We start from the raw sequence: 16,686 nt of genomic DNA on the forward strand, positions 1-16,686 counted from the left end.
GCGGTCGGCGACCCCAATGCGTGGACTTCGTTACGTTTCGGCGCGACGGACATACGATGAGGTACTGTCCGGTCCACCCTGCCCGCACGAACAGAAACGGCGCCTGCGAATGTCACGAGTGGTCACCAAGGAGCAGTACTTCGACACCGCTCTGGAGGTCTTGGCCGAACTCGGCTTCAAGGGCCTCAATATCGGCGTGCTGTGTCGCCGCCTCGGTGTCACCAGCGGCTCGTTCTACCACCATTTCGGCAGCTGGCAGGGCTTCGTGGACGCGCTGCTCGAGCATTGGGAGAACCGCCAGGTCATCATCCTGCGCACGCTGAACTTCAACCAGGGCAATCCCGACGACGACATCCGCGCCATGTCCGACCTCGCCGCGGGCCTGCACCACGCCGCCGAGGCCGCGATCCGGGCCTGGGCCGGCAATGACGAATCGGTGAATCTGGCACTCAAGCGGGTCGATGAATCGCGCCGCCGCACCGTGCACAAGGCGATCAAAGGCGTTGTGGGCGATGAGGAGACCACGGCGGTGGTCACCGCGCTCGGCATGTCGATGCTGATCGGCTACCAGCAGATCGCCGCGGGCGGGGAGGACATTTCACTGGACCAACTGCTGGCCCAGTACGCGCGGTTGATCTACTCCCACGCCCGCCGCTCAGCCGAGTAGCTCGTCCACATAGCACCACCGCCACGCCTCACCGGGCTCCACGCTGCGCATCACCGGATGTCCGGTAGCGGCAAAATGCTTGGTCGCGTGATTGCCCACCGAGGAGTCACAGCAGGCAATGTGCCCGCAGGACAGGCACATTCGCAGATGTACCCAGGTATATCCCTCGGCGAGGCATTCTTTGCACTCGTCGGGTTCGGTGGGCTCACGCACCAGCGGCGCGGACTCGAGGTGCGCGCAGCTGTCGGCCGCCACCGGGGCGGCGAGCGGTTCGACGCGTTCCTCTTCGGTTTCGTCGAAGCGGTCGATCATCGATTCCTCGAGATCGAGCCGCGAGAGCACGTACTGCAGGATCTCGTAGTCCGCGCCGCCCGAATCCCGCACACGCAGTACCGTTTCCCGTTCCGCGCGTAGCATTTCCAGCCGCAGCCGACGATATTCGGCGGTCGGTGTCGCCAGTTCCGATTCCGAGCGGCCCAGCCGTTCCCAGGCCGCGTTGGTCTTCCAGGTGACCCGATCGCGCAGTTGTTCGACGACACCCGGCGGCGTATCAGCAGTGATGTGCTTGTCCAGTTCGGCCAGTCCGGCCGCGGTCGCCTGCTGCAGCAGATTCGCCTTCTGCAGTGCGTTTTCCGCGCGGCTCGGGCCGCGCACATGCAGCCGCCGCACCACCCACGGCAGCGTAGTCCCCTGCAGCAGTAGCGTTCCCGCGACCACGACGAGCGCGAGCAGTTTGAGCACCGGCAGATGCTTGGTGTCGGCGGGCAGCAGCAGCACCGCTGCCAGGGTGACCACGCCGCGCATGCCCGCCCACGACACCACCACCGGATGACTCAGCGGCACATCGGCATTCGACAATCCGAGCTTGCGCGAGAGCAACGCGACCGGGAACACCCACAGCGGCCGCGACAGCATCGCCGCGAGCATGACCGCCACCGCCGCCACGATCAGGGTGCGGTGATCGAGGTCGCTGTTCCACGCGCCTTCGATGATCGCGCGCATCTGCAGCCCGATTATCAGGAACACGACGCTTTCCAGGATGAATTGGATGGTGCGCCAGTTGGTTCTTTCGGCGATGCGGGAGGCGGCGCTCTGCCACACCGGCGCACCGTGGCCCAGGACCATGCCGCAGGTCACCACCGCGATCACACCGGAGGCATTGATCCCCTCGGCGGGCAGATAGGCGACGAACGGCGCCAGGAACGACAGCGTGGTGTCCAGCACCGGATCGGTGATCCGCCGCCGCAGCATCGCCAGCAGATAGGCGATCACGACACCTACCGCCGCACCACCGCCCGCGGCCAGCAGGAAGTCACCACCGGCCTTCCACACCGACGCCGTGCCCGCGGCCGCCGCGATCGCGGTGCGCACCGTGACCAGTGCGGTCGCGTCGTTGAACATCGACTCGTCTTCGAGGATCGTGACGATCCGGCGCGGCATGCCGATGCGCCGCGCGATCCCGGTCGCGGCCACCGCGTCCGTCGGCGCGACCACCGCGCCCAGGGCCACCGCCACCGCGAACGAAACCGGCAGCAGCCAGCACACCACCGCCGCGACCACGAACGTGCTGAACAACACCAGCCCCACCGACAGCAGCGCGATGGTGCGCGCATTGGCCCGGAAGTCGACCAGCGAGGTGCGAATCGCCGAGGTGTAGAGCAGCGGCGGCAGGAAACCCAACAGAATGACCTCGGGATCCGGGTGGACCTCGGGAACGTGCGGCAAATACGACGCGACCACCCCCGCCAGCGTCAACACCAGCGGTTCGGATATCCCGAATCGTCGCGCGAGCGCCGCGAGCGACGCCGCCGACGCGACTAGAACAACGAGGCCGATCGCGACATGCACTGTGGCATTGTCGCAGAGCAAACACCCGGCTCGAAAAGACCATGCGGTACGTGACACGGACAGTGTGGTTCGGTTCTTCCGAATGGCTGTGGCGGTAGCGTGCGCGCGCAATAGTTGTCGGCACGAAGGAGGTAGACATGGAAGAGTTTGCGTCCTGGCGGGCGAGCGGTCGGCGGCACACCCACCGCGGCCATCAGATCTTCTGGCAGGACAGCGCCGGTGACGGTGCCGGAAATCTGCTCTGTATCCACGGTTTCCCCACCGCGTCCTGGGACTGGCACGCGGTGTGGCCGGGTCTGCGCGAGCGCTTCGCACGGCTCATCGCCCCGGATATGATCGGCTTCGGCTGGTCGGCCAAACCCCGCAATTACGATTACCGGATCGCCGATCAGGCCGATCTCCACGAGAATCTGCTGCGTGAGCAGGGGATTTCCCGCACGCACATCCTGGCCCACGATTACGGCGACACCGTCGCCCAGGAGTTGCTGGCCCGCGACGCACAGCGCCGCGCCGACGGCGACGATTCCTTGGTGATCGAATCGGTATGTCTGCTCAACGGCGGACTGTTCCCCGAGACCCATCGTGCGCGACCGGTGCAGAAGTTGCTGGCGAGTCCGCTGGGACCGCTGCTCGGAGTGTTGGGTACCGAGCGGGTCTTCCGTCGCAGCCTCGCCGGGGTCTTCGGTCCCGACACCCGTCCCAGTTCCCACGAGCTCGATCAGTACTGGATCCTGTGGTGTAGCAAGCACGGGAAGAGCAACGGGCACAAGCTGATTCGGTATATGGGCGAGCGCAAGGCGAACCGGGAGCGCTGGGTGGGCGCGCTGGTCGACACGCCGGTTCCGGTCCGGCTGATCGACGGTCTGCTCGATCCGGTATCGGGTGCGCACATGGTGCGCCGCTATCGCGAGCTGATCCCGGATCCGGATGTGGTCGAGTTGCCGAAGGTCGGCCATTACCCCCAGTTCGAAGCCCCCAGGGAGACCTTGGCCGCGGTGCTGGATTTCCACGCCAGCCGTGTGCGGTAGACGCACAACCAGCGTTATGGGGTGTCCCATACTATGGCTACATGGCAGCGACACGCCGATCGAATAAGGAGGCTCCGGCGCGCCCACGGCAGCGTGACGCGCGCCGGCGGATGATCGAGGGCACGATCGAATCCCTGCGCATCCATGGCGCGAGCGCCACCAGTGTGGACCGGGTGCTGGCCGATACCGGTGCGCCTCGCGGGTCGGTCTATCACCACTTTCCCGGCGGTCGCACCCAACTGATCACCGACGCGTTGACCGCGGCCGGTGGGTCGATGTCGGAGTTCATCGAAACGATCACCCGCGAGAACGATCCGAGGACCGCACTGGATATGTTCGTCGCGCTGTGGCGACGGACCCTCGTCGACAGCGACTACCGCGCGGGCTGCCCGATCTTCGCGGTTGCCATCGAAACCAATGACGACGCACCGGAATTCGCGGCATCTGCCGCCGCGATCTTCGCCCGCTGGAATACCGCGCTCACCGATCTGCTCAGTCGGCACGGCCTCGATCCGGTGCGTTCGCGGCGCATGGCCACGCTCACCGTCGCCGCCGTCGAGGGGGCGATCGCGCTGTGTCGCGTCGAGCGCGCCACCACACCGCTCGAGGACACCGTCGGCGAGTTGCAAACTCATCTGACGAACGCCATCAGCGCTTCCGAGTAGCGCCTGATCGATCCGTCGCCCGACGCCGCCCGGCACTACACCTGGGCCGGGTCGCCAACTTCCGATATGCGGCGTCCACCTCGCGGCGGAAGGGGGTCCCCTTGACATCCCGATTATGGTGGACACCATAATCAGCGTCGGGTGCAGCTTCCACCGCACCCACCACGGACCCGAGGAGACGCCGATGTCGCGAGCAACCGAGCTCGACCTGGAGACGATCGACCTGGCCCGCAACGGGAGAGTGCTCACCGCGACCATCGTCGCGCCGCCACTGAACTTCGTCACCCCCGCCGTCGTACGGGATCTGGACCTGCTCACCGCGGCGGCCGATACCGACGACACGGTCGGCGCGATCGTGCTCACCGGCGGTCTGCCCGGGCGGTTCCTCACCCACGCGGATCCCAGGGCACTCACCGGCATGCTCGCGATGCCGCATCCGTTCATTCCGGCCCGCGCGGTGGCGCCGCTGATCCCGATACTCAATACGAGCCTGCGGGTACCGGGGGCGGCGCGGGCGTTGGAGCGTTACGGTGGCGGTCTGGGCACCGGGATGGTGTGGGGTTACCGCTGGAAGCGAACGACCCTGCGGATGAACCGCTCTGGTGTGGTCTATCTGGCCGCCATCAATGGTCCGGCCCTCGGCGGCGGCCACGAGATCGCCCTGGCCTGCGATATCCGGTATGCCGCCGACGCCGAGCACGTCAAACTCGGTCAGATCGAATCGATCGCCGATCTCATTCCGGGTGGCGGCGGAACCCAGCGTCTGCCGCGGCTGATCGGCGCGGCCAAGGCGATCGAGTTGACCCTCGAAGGTGGACCGCTCAGCGCACAGCAGGGCCTGCGCTTGGGTCTGGTGCACCGGCTCACCGCCGAGGACGAGTTGCTCGCCGAAACCGAGGCCACCGCGGCGCGTCTGGCCGCGCGCAATCCGGTCGTCGTCAAGGAGCTCAAGCGCGCCATCTACTTCGGCACGGAGCGGTCGTTGTCGCGCGGTCTGAATCACGAACTCGCCGCCTTCCTGTCTACCGGCAGCAGTAAGGCGGCCACCCGCACCCAGGACGCCTTCTTCGCCGATCTCGATCGGCTCGGCGACACACCGTTTCTGGCCGAGCCGAAGGCCTGGATCGACGGCACTCGCGTCGACCAGACCAGTTGATCCCGCATCCATATTTTCGACAGGCGGTTTCGCTTCCGCTCTCGATCGACGACAACTCAGAGGAGCATCGATGAGTACCGCCGCGCAGCAGGGCAGCCGAGTCGACAGCAGTGCGCGGTCCAGACGCAATGATGCTGTGGCACAACAGGAATGGCATAAGACCGCGTGCATCCTGTGTGAGAACAACTGCGGCCTGCTGATCCAGCTCGAGGGCCGCGGCTTCGCCAAGATCCGCGGCGACAAGGACCACGTCGCCTCGGCCGGATACACCTGCAACAAGGCGCTGCGCCTGGACCACTACCAGAACGGCGGCACCCGCCTGACCGCCCCGCTGCGCCGCGAAGCCGACGGAAGTTTCACCGAAATCGACTGGGACACCGCGATTTCCGAGGTCGCCGCGCGCCTCACCCAGGTCAAGGACACATATGGTGGCGACAAGATCTTCTTCTACGGCGGCGGGGGACAGGGCAACCACCTCGGCGGCGCTTACAGCGGTGCGCTGCGCCGGGCGCTGGGCAGTCGCTACCGCTCGACCGCGCTCGCTCAGGAGAAGACCGGCGAGGGCTGGGTCGACGCGCATTTGACCGGCGGCCACACCACCGGCGATTTCGAACATGCCGAGGTTTCGGTCTTCCTCGGCAAGAACCCCTGGCAGTCGCATGGTGTACCGCGTGCCCGCACCGTCCTGCAGCAGATCGCCAAGGATCCGGCCCGCACCATGATCGTGCTCGATCCGGTGCGCACCGAAACCGCCGATCTCGCCGATATCCATCTGCAGGTCCGCCCCGGCACCGACGCGTGGTGCCTGGCCGCGATGCTCGCCGTGGTGGTGCAAGACGATCTGCTCGATCACACATTCCTCACCGAACACGCCGACCAGGTCGACGCCGTCACCGCGGTGCTGCGCGATATCGATATCGCGTCCTATGCCGAAGTCTGCGGTGTGCCGGTGGAATTGCTGCGTACCGCCGCGCACCGGATCGGCACCGCGAGCAGTGTGGCCACCTATGAGGACCTGGGTGTCCAGCAGAGCCCCAACAGCACCCTGATCTCCTATTTGAACAAGCTGCTCTGGCTGCTCACCGGAAACTTCGCCAAACCCGGTGCCATGCAACCGCATTCGTGGATGGCGCCGTTGGCGAGCTACAGCCGTGACATCAAACGCAGCCCGGTGACGGGCGCACCGATCCTCGGCGGCATGTTGCCGTGTAATTCGATCGCCGAGGAAATCCGCACCGATCACTCCGACCGGTTCCGGGCAATGATCATCGAATCCGCGAATCCGGCACACTCACTCGCCGATTCGGCCGCCTTCCGCGCCGCACTGGACGCACTGGATCTGGTGGTGGTCATCGATGTCGCGTTCACCGAAACCGCACGCCACGCCAACTATGTGCTGCCCGCGGCCAGCCAGTTCGAGAAGTGGGAGGCCACCTTCTTCAATCTGGAGTTCCCGCACAACACCTTCCATCTGCGCGCGCCGGTACTCGAACCGCTACCCGGCACACTGCCCGAACCCGAGATCTACGCGCGCCTGCTCCGTGAACTCGGTGTCGTCGGGCGTGCCGAGCTGACGGTACTGGCGACCGCCGCCAAGCTCGGGCGTCGCCCCTACGCATTGGCCTTCGCCGCACTGTTGGCCATGAACAAGAAGATCGGCGGGCTCGCCCCCTACCTGCTCTATGAAACCCTGGGCCCGACCCTGCCCGATGGTGCGCGTTCGGCCGCTGTGCTGTGGGCGCTTGCGCAGCGCGTCGCGAAGGTGCACCCCGCCGCTATGCGTCGAGCGGGTCATCCCGATGCCGATGCGCTGTTCGACGCCATCCTCGCGGGCCGCTCCGGCGTCACCTTCACCATCGACGACTATCCCGACGCCTGGGACTATGTACCGCATCCGCGCATCCCGTTGGCAATCCCGGAATTGCTGCACGCGCTGCGCGAACTCCCGGCCACGCCCGCCACGCACACCAGCCCCGAATTCCCCTTCGTCCTCTCGGCCGGGGAGCGACGATCCTTCACCGCCAACACCATTTTCCGCGACAACAGCTGGCGTCGCCGGGACCCGGAGGGCGCGTTGCGCCTCAACCCCGACGATGCCACCGCCCTCGGTCTCAGCACCGGTGAGCGCGCCCGCATCACCACCCGGCGTGGCAGCGCCGTCGCCGTGGTCGAGATCAACGACCGCATGCGCCCCGGGCATGCGTCGCTGCCCAATGGGCTGGGCATCGATTTGCCCGACGGCACCCGCACCGGTGTGGCCGCGAATGAGCTCACCGATGCCGGTTGGCGCGATGCGATTGCCGGAACACCGTGGCACAAGCATGTTCCAGCCCGGATCGAACCATTGCGCGAGGTGTAGCTTTTCGTGGACGAGCCACGGGGTGATCGCATCATTCCCGCGCGATCGAACACATCCGCCCAGATCGGACAATTACGGCGCACGCGTCGGCGCCGGCACCGACCTGCGTGCGGCCGGGTCTGTGAGCAACCGAACTTCGTGACGCTCCACTGCTTTTCGCGCACATGGCGACACCGTACAGTCGGCCCATGGTTTTCCGGCTCGAGCTGCAACCTGCCCCGCCCCTGCACCTGACACCCAATTGTGTGGTGCATACCGGGACGGTGCGACTATTCGTCACCGGCACGCTCATCCACTCCTCCGGAGCCCCCGCCGAACCGTTCGGCTTCTTCCTCCCGAACACCCGTCCCCTGCCCGAAGACGCGCCCGAACCGCACCTGTGGGCGGAGATGCATCTGATGACCGCCACCGCGGCTTCGGGAAACTTCCCGTTCGGCATCACCCACACCCAGGCCGCCTACGTCCCGGACCCGCGCGCGGGCCTGCACCGCTGGCTGCACCTCACCGCCGCCGCCCACCCCGCCCGAGAGCTCCGCCTCGGCTACCGAGTCACGGTTCAAACGCCCTGATCGGTCTCGGCGGCGTGCACCGAGGCGACCGCATCCGAACCGGTCCGCGCGTGACGGTCAGCTCGCGCCGTGGAATGGCCCCAAGCCACGTGATCGCCGGACTTCCCGGCCGCGACAGCCGGGCAGCGGCGCGGATGCCGCCGGGCAGTGCAGTCCTACGAAGTCGGCGCAGGCTCGCGATCGACATCCGGCGCCGTCGGCGCGGGGGTCGCCGGAGTCACTGTGACCCACGTGTTGTTGACCGCGGAGCAGCCGGAGAAGGTGTCGGTGAGCGAGGGATCGTGCAGCAGGTTCACGTTGGCGCCGGGTAGCTGCGCCGCTACCTGCCAGCCGACGCCGGGGTCTTGATGTCCCCATCCGTGTGGGATCGCGATTGCACCGGTGCGGATATCGTCGCTGACCTCGAGGGTGACCACGATCGAACCCATCGGTGAGGTCACGGTGACTGGTTCACCGTCGGACAGACCGCGTTCGGCGGCATCGGCGGGATGCATGAGCGCGGTGCATCGGTCGCGTCCTTTCACCATGGGCGGGAGGTTGTGCAGCCAGGAGTTGTTGCTGCGCAGGTGCCGTCGGCCGATCAGCCGAAGATCGAAGCCCTCGGGTGCTTTTGTCGGTGCCACCGGATCGGAGGTTTCGTCGATCAAAGTCCGTGCGCCGTTGAGGAAATCCTGCGGCGCCAACGCCACCTTGCGATCCTTGGTTGCGATCAGCGAACGCAACCGTGGTCGCAGCGGGCCCAGGTCGATACCACCCGGCGCCGCCTTCACTTTGCCGAAGGTCAAACCGTTGCGGCCGCGCCGTAGCACTCCGTACGGGCCGGCGGCGATCGCGGCCATCGCCATCCGCAGCGGGCTCAGTTGATCGAATACAGCGTTGAGCGCCCGGCTGGTGATCGACCGCGCTGGCAGCGGCAGCACCTCGGTGATCAGGCGGGCCAGGATCTCCCAGTCCTCCAGCGCACCTTTCGGGGGCTCGAAGACCCGTCCGCTGAAGCGGACGTTGTTGCGCACACTGAACGACGCCAGTACCAGATCCAGATCGGCGTGCTCGAGCGGCGAGACCGGTGGAAGCACGAAATCGGCGTGTCTGGCGGTCTCGGTCAGATAGAGATCCACGGCCACCATGCACTCCAGCCCATCCAGCGCGGCACCGAGCCGGCCGCGCTGTGGCGTGGACAGTACCGGGTTGCCCGCATAGGTGATCATCGCCCTGATGTGGCCCAGCTCCATTTCATCGGCGAGCACCGCCACCGGCAGCTCCGACCGGAAAGACTTGAACCGGCCCGAGCTATCGGTCCACGCACCGTGCGCCGTCGGCACGAAACGACCCAGCGGTGCCCCATCCACTGCCGGTTTGGCGAACATCTGCCCGCCCGGCCGGTCCAGGTTCCCGGTGACCGCGTTGATGGTGTTCACCAGCCAGTGCGTCAAAGTCCCCGTTACCTGCTGGCACACCCCGATCCGGGCATACAGCACCGCCGAGGGTGCGGCCGCGTGCTCGCGCGCCAGCTGCCGAATCGTCTGCGCGTCCACCCCCGCATGTGCTGCTGCCCGCTCGGGCGTGAAATCGGCGACCAGCGTGGACAATTCGCCCCATCCGGTGCACTGCGCACGAATCCGGTCTTCGTCACACAGCTGCTCGGTCACCAGCACATGCAGCATTCCCAACAGCAGATATGGGTCGCCGCCGGGCGCCACCGCGACATGCTCATCGGCCAGCCGCGCGGTCTCGGTGCGCCGCGGATCGATCACCACCACCTTGCCGCCGCGGCGACGCACCTTCTGGATGCGCAGCTTCGCGCCCGGCATGGTGCTCACCGACCCGTTCGACACCGCCGGATTGGCGCCCATGATCACCAACCGGTGTGTGCGGTCGATGTCGACCACCGGCATCAGGACGTTCGCGCCGAACATCCGCCACGCCACGAATTCCTGCGGGAATTGGTCGATGGAGGACGCGGAGTAGAAGTTGCGAGTCATCAGCGCCACTCGAAGCAGCGCACCATAGATCACCGAGGAGCTGTGCGCGGCCGGGTTACCCAGGTACATCCCGACAGCGCTGGCACCGTGCTCGCGGCGGATCCGGCGCAGCCGCTGCCCGATCTCCCGGAACGCCTCATCCCAGCCGACCGGTTCGAACCGGTCACCCACCCGGCGCAACGGAGTACGCAGCCGGTCCGGGTCGTGATGCAGGGCGCCCATCGCCGTCGCCTTCGGGCAGATATAGCCGGCAGACAGTACATCGTCGGGGTTGCCTTCGATCCGGGTTACCCGTTCGTCCTCGACGGTTACCAGGATTCCGCAATGGGCCTCACACAGGGTGCACTGGCGGGCAATCGTGGTCGCGCTCATGAGTCTTCACTCCGCATCAGTCCAACACCGCCGGAGTCCGGCTCCAGCCTTGTGCCGAGCTTATCGGCCGAACGCCAATAACACACCCGGATGTCCGACTCGGTCGCCGCAGGATCCAGCGTGCAGCCGCAGGCCGTGGTCCGATTCCAGCCGACGCTGCGGATTCACCGCTGACGCCCCCGCAACCTCTCGGCCGAATTCCCTTCCACCGGTTCGGAATTGCGCGCCGCACCGATGTGCTGGGGGCACCGTGCCGCGGATGTGAGCGCGATGGTTGCCCGTTGTGTCGACACGTTGCCCGCTCATGGCTGCATGCGGCGGCAGACTGATCGAACTCCGCGCCTACGAGGTCTGGACGGCGTGCCGTCGGTGGACGGGGCGGATGTCCGACCAGAGTTGGCGGACAAGTGCCTTGCACTCGTCGACGGTTCCGGGCCGGCCGACCGCTGTCCAGCCAGTGGGCGCGGGTCGGTGTGCGGGCCAGATCGCGTATTGGTCGTCGTCGTTGACCACGACTGTGCGCAGGGGTGAGCTGGTACTCGGTGTCTTGGACGCCGCCGCGTCTTCGATAAGGCGGCGTCTGTCGAGTTTGCCGTTGGCGGTGACGGACGCCTCGGCGCGCAGGACATAGACGTCGGGTCGAAGGTGATCGGGGACAGCGGATGCCATGTGGCTGCGCAGATCCAACTCGCCGGAGGTGGACCCGGTGCGCAGTGTCACGTACGCGGCCAGGTATTTACCGCGGCGGTCGTTCTGTTCCCCGGTCACATAGGCGGCGACGACGTCGGGGTGATTCAGTACCGCCTGCTCGACTTCGGCGGGTTCGATGCGGCGGCCGCGGATCTTGAGTTGGTTGTCGAGGCGACCCAGGAACTCCATTCCGCCATAGCCGATCGTGCGCACCCGGTCGCCGGTTCGGTACAGTCGGTCGCCAGGTCGGGATGCGTGCGGGTCCGGCGTGAATCGTTCCGCGGTGAGGTCGGGTGCGCCGAGGTATCCGCAGGCCAATCCCGCTCCGGTGATGCACAATTCGCCCGGTTCGCCGTCGGGGACCGGATTCAGGTCCTCGTCGAGGATATAGGTGCGCACGCCGGTGATGTCGTGGCCGATGACGACGACCGGCGGCAGCGGATCGGCACTCGTCTGGACGTGCGCGGTGACGAGGACGGTCGATTCGGTGGGGCCGTAGCCAACGATTATCGAGGTGTCGGGCAGGTGTCGCGCGCTCAGTTCGAGGTGGGCGGGGAAGATGGCCTCGCCGCCGAGGAGCAGATCGCGCAAGGGGCGCAACGCATGTGGTTGTTCCTCCAGGATCAGCCGGAACATGGTGGGGGTCAGGAAGGTCGCCGTCGCGCCGTGATCGTGGACCAGGCGGGCGAATTCGCCTACCGATGGCGGTCCGGGCGGCGCGATCGCGAGCCGGCCGCCATTGATCAAGGCGCCCCAGGTCTCGAATATCGACGGATCGAAGGTGGGCGCGGTGTGTAGTAGATAGCACTGTTCCGGTCCCACCGTCATGTAGTTCTGGGTGGTGACGACATTGACCACCGCGCGGTGCGGAATGGCCACCGCCTTGGGTTTTCCGGTGGAGCCGGAGGTGAACATGATGCACGCGAAGTGATCCGGTCCGACGCAATCGGGAAGCGGCTCCGCGGCATGGTGGACCAGATTGTCGTACAGCAACGTTCGGACGGCGCCGGGCAGCCGGTCGCGGGTGACGCGGTCGGTGATCACGACGGGCACCCCGGCGATCGCGATCTGATCGGCGAGCGCCTTATCGGGTTGCGCGGGATCCAAGGTCAGGTAGGCGCCGCCTGCGGCCAGCACGGCGAGGTGCGCGGTGACGAGCCTTTCGCTACGCGGAAGGTGAACGCCCACAGGGATATCGGGTCCCACACCGTGACGGCGCAGACCTGCCGCGACGCGGCGGGCGGTGTCGGCGAGTTCCGCATAGCCGAAGCGGCGCTCGCCGAACTCCATTGCCACCGAATCCGGTGTGCGAGTGGACCATTGAAACACCCGGCCGTGCACCGTGTCGGACACATCGTCGTCGTACCCGTCGTCACGGTGCATGTGATCCGCCTGCCCTACGCGTGAGTGAGTCCAATGATGTTATTGCTCGGGCTATTTCACGTATCTTGCCAACTAGGGGAATAGTGGCGGCGCGCTCATGGGCGACGCTCGGAGGATGGACAGTCTGTACCACCGGATCCGGCGCGGGATCGAGAACTTCGCCGATGCCGTGGCTCTTGTCGACGACGGGCGCGCGCTGACGTATCGCGAGCTCGGCCAGCGGGTCGACGCCATGGCGGATCGGTTGCGGGATAACGGAGTAGAACCCGAGACGGTGACCGCGATCTGTGTCCGGCAACCCGCGGTGTCGATCGTGTCGGTGCTGGCGGTGTGGGCCGCCGGGGGCGCCTATCTGCCGCTGGACGCCGACTTTCCCGACGATACGTTGCGCAGCTGGATGACCGGATCCGGTGTGCGCCTGGTGATTACCGAGTCCGAGCAGCAGAAACGACTTTCCGGGCTCGCCGGGGTCGAGGCTGTGGTTGTCGAGGGGGCGGAGCCGGAACCGCCCCGCACGGGCGCGGCGCGGTTGCAGGGCCCCGTTCATGCTCGGAGCCTGGCGTACGTGATGTTCACGTCGGGTTCCACAGGGACGCCGAAAGGTGTTGCCGTGGAACATCGAAGCCTTGCCGCCTACCACGCCGCGCTACCGTCGTACGTCTCGCTCGCAGCGGGTGACGCGGTGCTGCAGGTGGCGGCGTTCACCTTCGATCCCTGGCTGCGCGATGCCCTGATGCCACTCGCCGCGGGGGCGAGGGTGGTCCTCACCTCGAAGTCCGTGCGCCGCAACCCGGAGCAACTGCTGGCCGCTGCGCGGGCGCACGGTGTGACCCATTTGCTCAGTGCCACACCGGCTTTGCTCACGAGCCTGATCACATCCCCGATATTCCCCGCCGAACCACCTCGGCTGGAGACCACACTGGTCAGCGGTGAGAGTTTCCTGCCGCTGCGTGCGCACGCGGCGGCCTTGGCCCGATTCGGACGGGTAGTCAATCATTTCGGGCTCACCGAGACCACACTCATCGCCACCCGGCACGCGAACACTTCGGTGGCGGTCGGCGCTGCCGATGTGATCGGCACCCCACTGCCAGGAGTCTCGGTGCACCTGCTCGACAGTGCGTTGCAGCCGGTCGGCCAGGGGGAAATCGGCGAAATCCATATCGGCGGAACAGGAGTGAGCAGAGGATATCTGGGAGCGGCCGGCCGCACGGCAGCGCGGTTCATCGCGGATCCGTTCACGTCGGCATCCGAGGGCGGCGGAGCGCGGCTCTATCGCACCGGCGATCTGGGACGCCTGCTCGTGGACGGGACGCTGGAGTACCTCGGTCGGCGCGACCGGCAGGTCAACCTGCGGGGCCACCGCGTCGAGCCCGCGGAGGTCGAGTTGGCGCTGACCCGGCACCCGGCCGTCCGTGCCGCGGTAGTCGTCGGTCATCGCCGCCCGACGCACGGGATTGTCCTGGTCGGCTATATCGTCGGTGAAAAGGACACGGCGGGTGTGGTTCTCGACAGCGACGGGCTGCGGGCACACCTGGCCACGCTGCTTCCGGCCCACATGATTCCGGCGGCGTACGTATTCCTGGAAAGGCTGCCACTGGGAGCCACCGGGAAAGTGGACCGATCCGCGCTACCGGAGCCCACGTTCGGCGGGCGCCGGTCCAACGCGGAGGACGAGGATCTCGCCCCGGCCACAGCGGTGCAACGAGCCATTGCCGCGGTCTGGTCGGACGTGCTCGATGTGCCGGGGATCGGCCGCGACGACAACTTCTTCGATCTCGGCGGGCATTCACTGCTCGCGGCGCGAATCGCGAACCGCCTGGCCGCCGATCTGGGCCGTGATGTCACCACCGAGCGCGTCCTGGCCAACCCCACGGTCGCTCTGCTCGCCGCGAATATGCCGGAGCGGGCGGTCGCCGCACGGCCGATGGATGGGTTGGTACGCCGGACCGGAACCCGGTATCCGCTGTCCGCGGTGCAGCGGGGTCTGTGGAAGCTGGCGTCACCCGAAGCGCCACCGGTGGTGGCGCGCGCATTCCGGCTGAACACCCGGCCGGACCGAGATCGGCTCGCCGGTGCGGTGGCGGCGATACTGCGCACACATGCGGTGCTGCGCTGCGCATTCGATGCGCCGTCGGGACCGCCGGGTCAGACCGTGCGGCACCGGGCCGGCATCGCGGTGCGGACCGTGACGGCACCCGCCGACACGATGGCCGCGGAGCTGGCGCTGGCGTGTGCCAGCGGCATGGACGTAACGCGTGGGCAGGTCATCGATGTGACCCTGTACGAACACCCGACGCAAGCGGCGTGCACATTGCTGGTGCGCTGTCACCGTCTCGTCGCCGATGAGCCTTCGCTCGATATCCTGGTCCGTGAGGTCGGTGAGCTGTACTCGGGAGTGCGCAGCACAGCGAGCCGCGTGGAGCCCGCGGCCGACTATCCGGAGTACGCCCGTACGCAGGACCCGATAGGGGACGCTGGTAAAGCGTTGCGGTACTGGCAGTCCCGGCTGGGTGCGGTGGATCCGCCCGCGGATGCGGCGGGCGCGGTGTCCTCGGCAGGGCTGTCGCTGCCACCGGCCGTGGTTCGCCCGTTGCGGGCCGAGGCCCGGTCACTCGGCATCGACCTGCCCGCTGTATTGCGCACCGCCTTCGCCGTCGCGCTCGCGGCCGAAGAACCCGATCGGGACCGAATTGCGTTGTGTACCACGGTATTGCGTCGCCCTGCGCCGGAGTGGGAACCGGTGATCGGACCCTTCGCCCGATCCGAGCCCGCGGTGGTCGATATCGGCGCCGGGCATTCGCTGCGGCAGCTGCTGGCGATGGCGGCCGACCAACTCGGCGAGGCCGCCGCGTTCGCGGAGATTCCGGTCGAGCTTCTGTGCGGAGAGCTGGGTTTGTCCGCGTCGATGTTGGCCAGTCGCGTCCTCGTGCATCCGGCCGCCGCGGAACCGCTGCTGCTCGACGGGGTCGAGGCGACTCCGGTCGAACTGCCGATCCTCGAGCGTCACACCATGCGGCTGCTGGAGGTGACCGAAGAGGCGGGTGGTGTGACCGGCCGGGTGCAGATGCGCGGCGACGATCCGGATGCGGCTGATCGCATTGCGGCGCGTGTGCGAGAGCAACTGACCGAACTCGTCGAGGGCAGGAACGTGTGATGACCGACAAGCGCAACGGTGTGCGAACCTTCGCGACGATCGGCATGGTCGGGGCGGGAAATATGGCACGTGCCTTGGCAACCGGGTGGAGCGCGCCGATCCTGTGCACCGACAACGGCTCTGGACGCGCGACCGAACTGGCCGCGGAGACGGGCGGCGTCGCCGTGGCGAGCAATGCCGAACTCGGCGCCCGCGCGGACGTGATCGTGTTGTGCCACAAGCCGGGACAGCTGGCCGAGGTGGGCCGGGAACTCGACGGGACGCGGGCCGTGGTGGTCTCGGTGCTGTCCGGCGTGACATCCACGCAGCTGAACGCGGTGTACCGCCGCTCGCGCGTGGTACGGGTAACGGTCAATCTCCCGGTCCGGGTCCGCGCGGGGGTCGTGTCGCTGCCGATCGGCCAGCGCGTTGACGCGGAGGTGGAGTCCGCCGTGGCGGAACTGTTCGGCAGGGTGGGTGCGGTCGTCCGAATCCCGGAACATCAAGTCGACGCGCTGATTCCATTGGCCGGTGTGGGGCCCGCACTGGTCGCGATGTTCGCGCAAGCGCAAGCGGATGCGGCCGTCCAGGCCGGACTTCCGGCCGATCTGGCGCTGTCGCTGGCTACCGAAACACTGCGCGGTACGGCCGCCCTCTTGGCCGACTTCGAACACGACACACTCGCCCTGCGTCGAGCGGTCGCCTCGCCCGGCGGGCCGACCGAACGAGCTCTGGCGGCGGCGCGAGCTCAGGGACTACCGCGTGCGGTGCTCGCCGCTGCTCAGGCAGCATTGCCCGCACGGTGACCAACTGGATTGCGGCGCAATACCTTTT

The 16,686-nt window shown here is 67.2% G+C and carries 11 protein-coding genes; 8 read left to right on the forward strand and 3 right to left on the reverse strand.

Going from position 1 to position 16,686, the window contains the following annotated elements:
• The first annotated feature begins 109 nt into the window (after positions 1-109).
• The gene (locus tag ACQPYR_RS23300) at positions 110-667 is read left to right on the forward strand and encodes a TetR/AcrR family transcriptional regulator (protein WP_433520299.1); all 558 of its coding nucleotides are present in this window, start codon (positions 110-112) and stop codon (positions 665-667) included.
• Here ACQPYR_RS23300 and ACQPYR_RS23305 read toward each other — a convergent pair.
• Entirely contained in the window at positions 656-2,515 is a 1,860-nt protein-coding gene (locus ACQPYR_RS23305) for a Na+/H+ antiporter (protein WP_433621073.1), read from the reverse strand. The genes ACQPYR_RS23300 and ACQPYR_RS23305 overlap by 12 nt on opposite strands.
• A 137-nt stretch (positions 2,516-2,652) precedes the next feature.
• On the opposite strand from ACQPYR_RS23305, the gene ACQPYR_RS23310 reads away from it, so the two are divergent.
• The 5 genes from ACQPYR_RS23310 (at position 2,653) to ACQPYR_RS23330 (ending at position 8,292) form a co-directional block, all read left to right on the forward strand.
• Positions 2,653-3,543 carry an alpha/beta fold hydrolase gene (locus tag ACQPYR_RS23310; RefSeq protein ID WP_433621074.1) on the forward strand — a complete coding sequence of 297 codons (891 nt, stop codon included), beginning with the start codon at positions 2,653-2,655 and terminating at the stop codon, positions 3,541-3,543.
• 41 nt (positions 3,544-3,584) lie between these two features.
• Positions 3,585-4,208 carry a TetR/AcrR family transcriptional regulator gene (locus ACQPYR_RS23315; protein ID WP_433621075.1) on the forward strand — a complete coding sequence of 208 codons (624 nt, stop codon included), beginning with the start codon at positions 3,585-3,587 and terminating at the stop codon, positions 4,206-4,208.
• A 184-nt stretch (positions 4,209-4,392) separates the two neighbouring features.
• Complete coding sequence (locus ACQPYR_RS23320; RefSeq protein WP_433621076.1) at positions 4,393-5,364, forward strand: enoyl-CoA hydratase/isomerase family protein; 972 nt, start codon at positions 4,393-4,395, stop codon at positions 5,362-5,364.
• Positions 5,365-5,434: 70 nt separating this feature from the next.
• Positions 5,435-7,723, forward strand: a complete 2,289-nt coding sequence (locus ACQPYR_RS23325) for a molybdopterin-dependent oxidoreductase (RefSeq protein WP_433621077.1) — start codon at positions 5,435-5,437, stop codon at positions 7,721-7,723.
• A gap of 188 nt (positions 7,724-7,911) precedes the next feature.
• Positions 7,912-8,292, forward strand: a complete 381-nt coding sequence (locus ACQPYR_RS23330; protein ID WP_433621078.1) for a hypothetical protein — start codon at positions 7,912-7,914, stop codon at positions 8,290-8,292.
• A 155-nt stretch (positions 8,293-8,447) separates the two neighbouring features.
• Here the strand turns inward: ACQPYR_RS23330 and ACQPYR_RS23335 are convergent, their stop codons facing one another.
• A complete protein-coding gene (locus ACQPYR_RS23335; protein WP_433621079.1) occupies positions 8,448-10,646 on the reverse strand; it encodes a molybdopterin-dependent oxidoreductase in 2,199 nt (732 codons plus the stop codon).
• 342 nt (positions 10,647-10,988) lie between these two features.
• On the reverse strand, positions 10,989-12,719 hold the full coding sequence (locus ACQPYR_RS23340) for an amino acid adenylation domain-containing protein (protein WP_433621080.1): 1,731 nt from the start codon (positions 12,717-12,719) through the stop codon (positions 10,989-10,991).
• A gap of 115 nt (positions 12,720-12,834) precedes the next feature.
• Between ACQPYR_RS23340 and ACQPYR_RS23345 the strand changes: the two genes are divergently transcribed.
• Together ACQPYR_RS23345 and ACQPYR_RS23350 are read left to right on the forward strand one after the other, a co-directional pair.
• Complete coding sequence (locus ACQPYR_RS23345; RefSeq protein ID WP_433621081.1) at positions 12,835-15,873, forward strand: amino acid adenylation domain-containing protein; 3,039 nt, start codon at positions 12,835-12,837, stop codon at positions 15,871-15,873.
• The gene (locus ACQPYR_RS23350) at positions 15,873-16,658 is read left to right on the forward strand and encodes a pyrroline-5-carboxylate reductase family protein (RefSeq protein ID WP_433621082.1); all 786 of its coding nucleotides are present in this window, start codon (positions 15,873-15,875) and stop codon (positions 16,656-16,658) included. Before ACQPYR_RS23345 ends, ACQPYR_RS23350 begins: the two co-directional genes overlap by 1 nt.
• Positions 16,659-16,686: the final 28 nt, after the last annotated feature.

This window comes from Nocardia sp. CA-120079 (genome assembly GCF_050955745.1).
Classification (GTDB): Bacteria; Actinomycetota; Actinomycetes; order Mycobacteriales; family Mycobacteriaceae; genus Nocardia.

Excerpts from the sequence above, each read along its gene's own strand:
- ACQPYR_RS23330 (WP_433621078.1), top strand. The coding sequence starts at position 7,912 with ATGGTTTTCCGGCTCGAGCTGCAACCTGCCCCGCCCCTGCACCTGACA.
- ACQPYR_RS23325 (WP_433621077.1), top strand. The coding sequence starts at position 5,435 with ATGAGTACCGCCGCGCAGCAGGGCAGCCGAGTCGACAGCAGTGCGCGG.
- ACQPYR_RS23350 (WP_433621082.1), top strand. The coding sequence starts at position 15,873 with ATGACCGACAAGCGCAACGGTGTGCGAACCTTCGCGACGATCGGCATG.
- ACQPYR_RS23315 (WP_433621075.1), top strand. The coding sequence starts at position 3,585 with ATGGCAGCGACACGCCGATCGAATAAGGAGGCTCCGGCGCGCCCACGG.
- ACQPYR_RS23345 (WP_433621081.1), top strand. The coding sequence starts at position 12,835 with ATGGACAGTCTGTACCACCGGATCCGGCGCGGGATCGAGAACTTCGCC.
- ACQPYR_RS23340 (WP_433621080.1), bottom strand. The coding sequence starts at position 12,719 with ATGCACCGTGACGACGGGTACGACGACGATGTGTCCGACACGGTGCAC.
- ACQPYR_RS23335 (WP_433621079.1), bottom strand. The coding sequence starts at position 10,646 with ATGAGCGCGACCACGATTGCCCGCCAGTGCACCCTGTGTGAGGCCCAT.
- ACQPYR_RS23310 (WP_433621074.1), top strand. The coding sequence starts at position 2,653 with ATGGAAGAGTTTGCGTCCTGGCGGGCGAGCGGTCGGCGGCACACCCAC.
- ACQPYR_RS23320 (WP_433621076.1), top strand. The coding sequence starts at position 4,393 with ATGTCGCGAGCAACCGAGCTCGACCTGGAGACGATCGACCTGGCCCGC.
- ACQPYR_RS23300 (WP_433520299.1), top strand. The coding sequence starts at position 110 with ATGTCACGAGTGGTCACCAAGGAGCAGTACTTCGACACCGCTCTGGAG.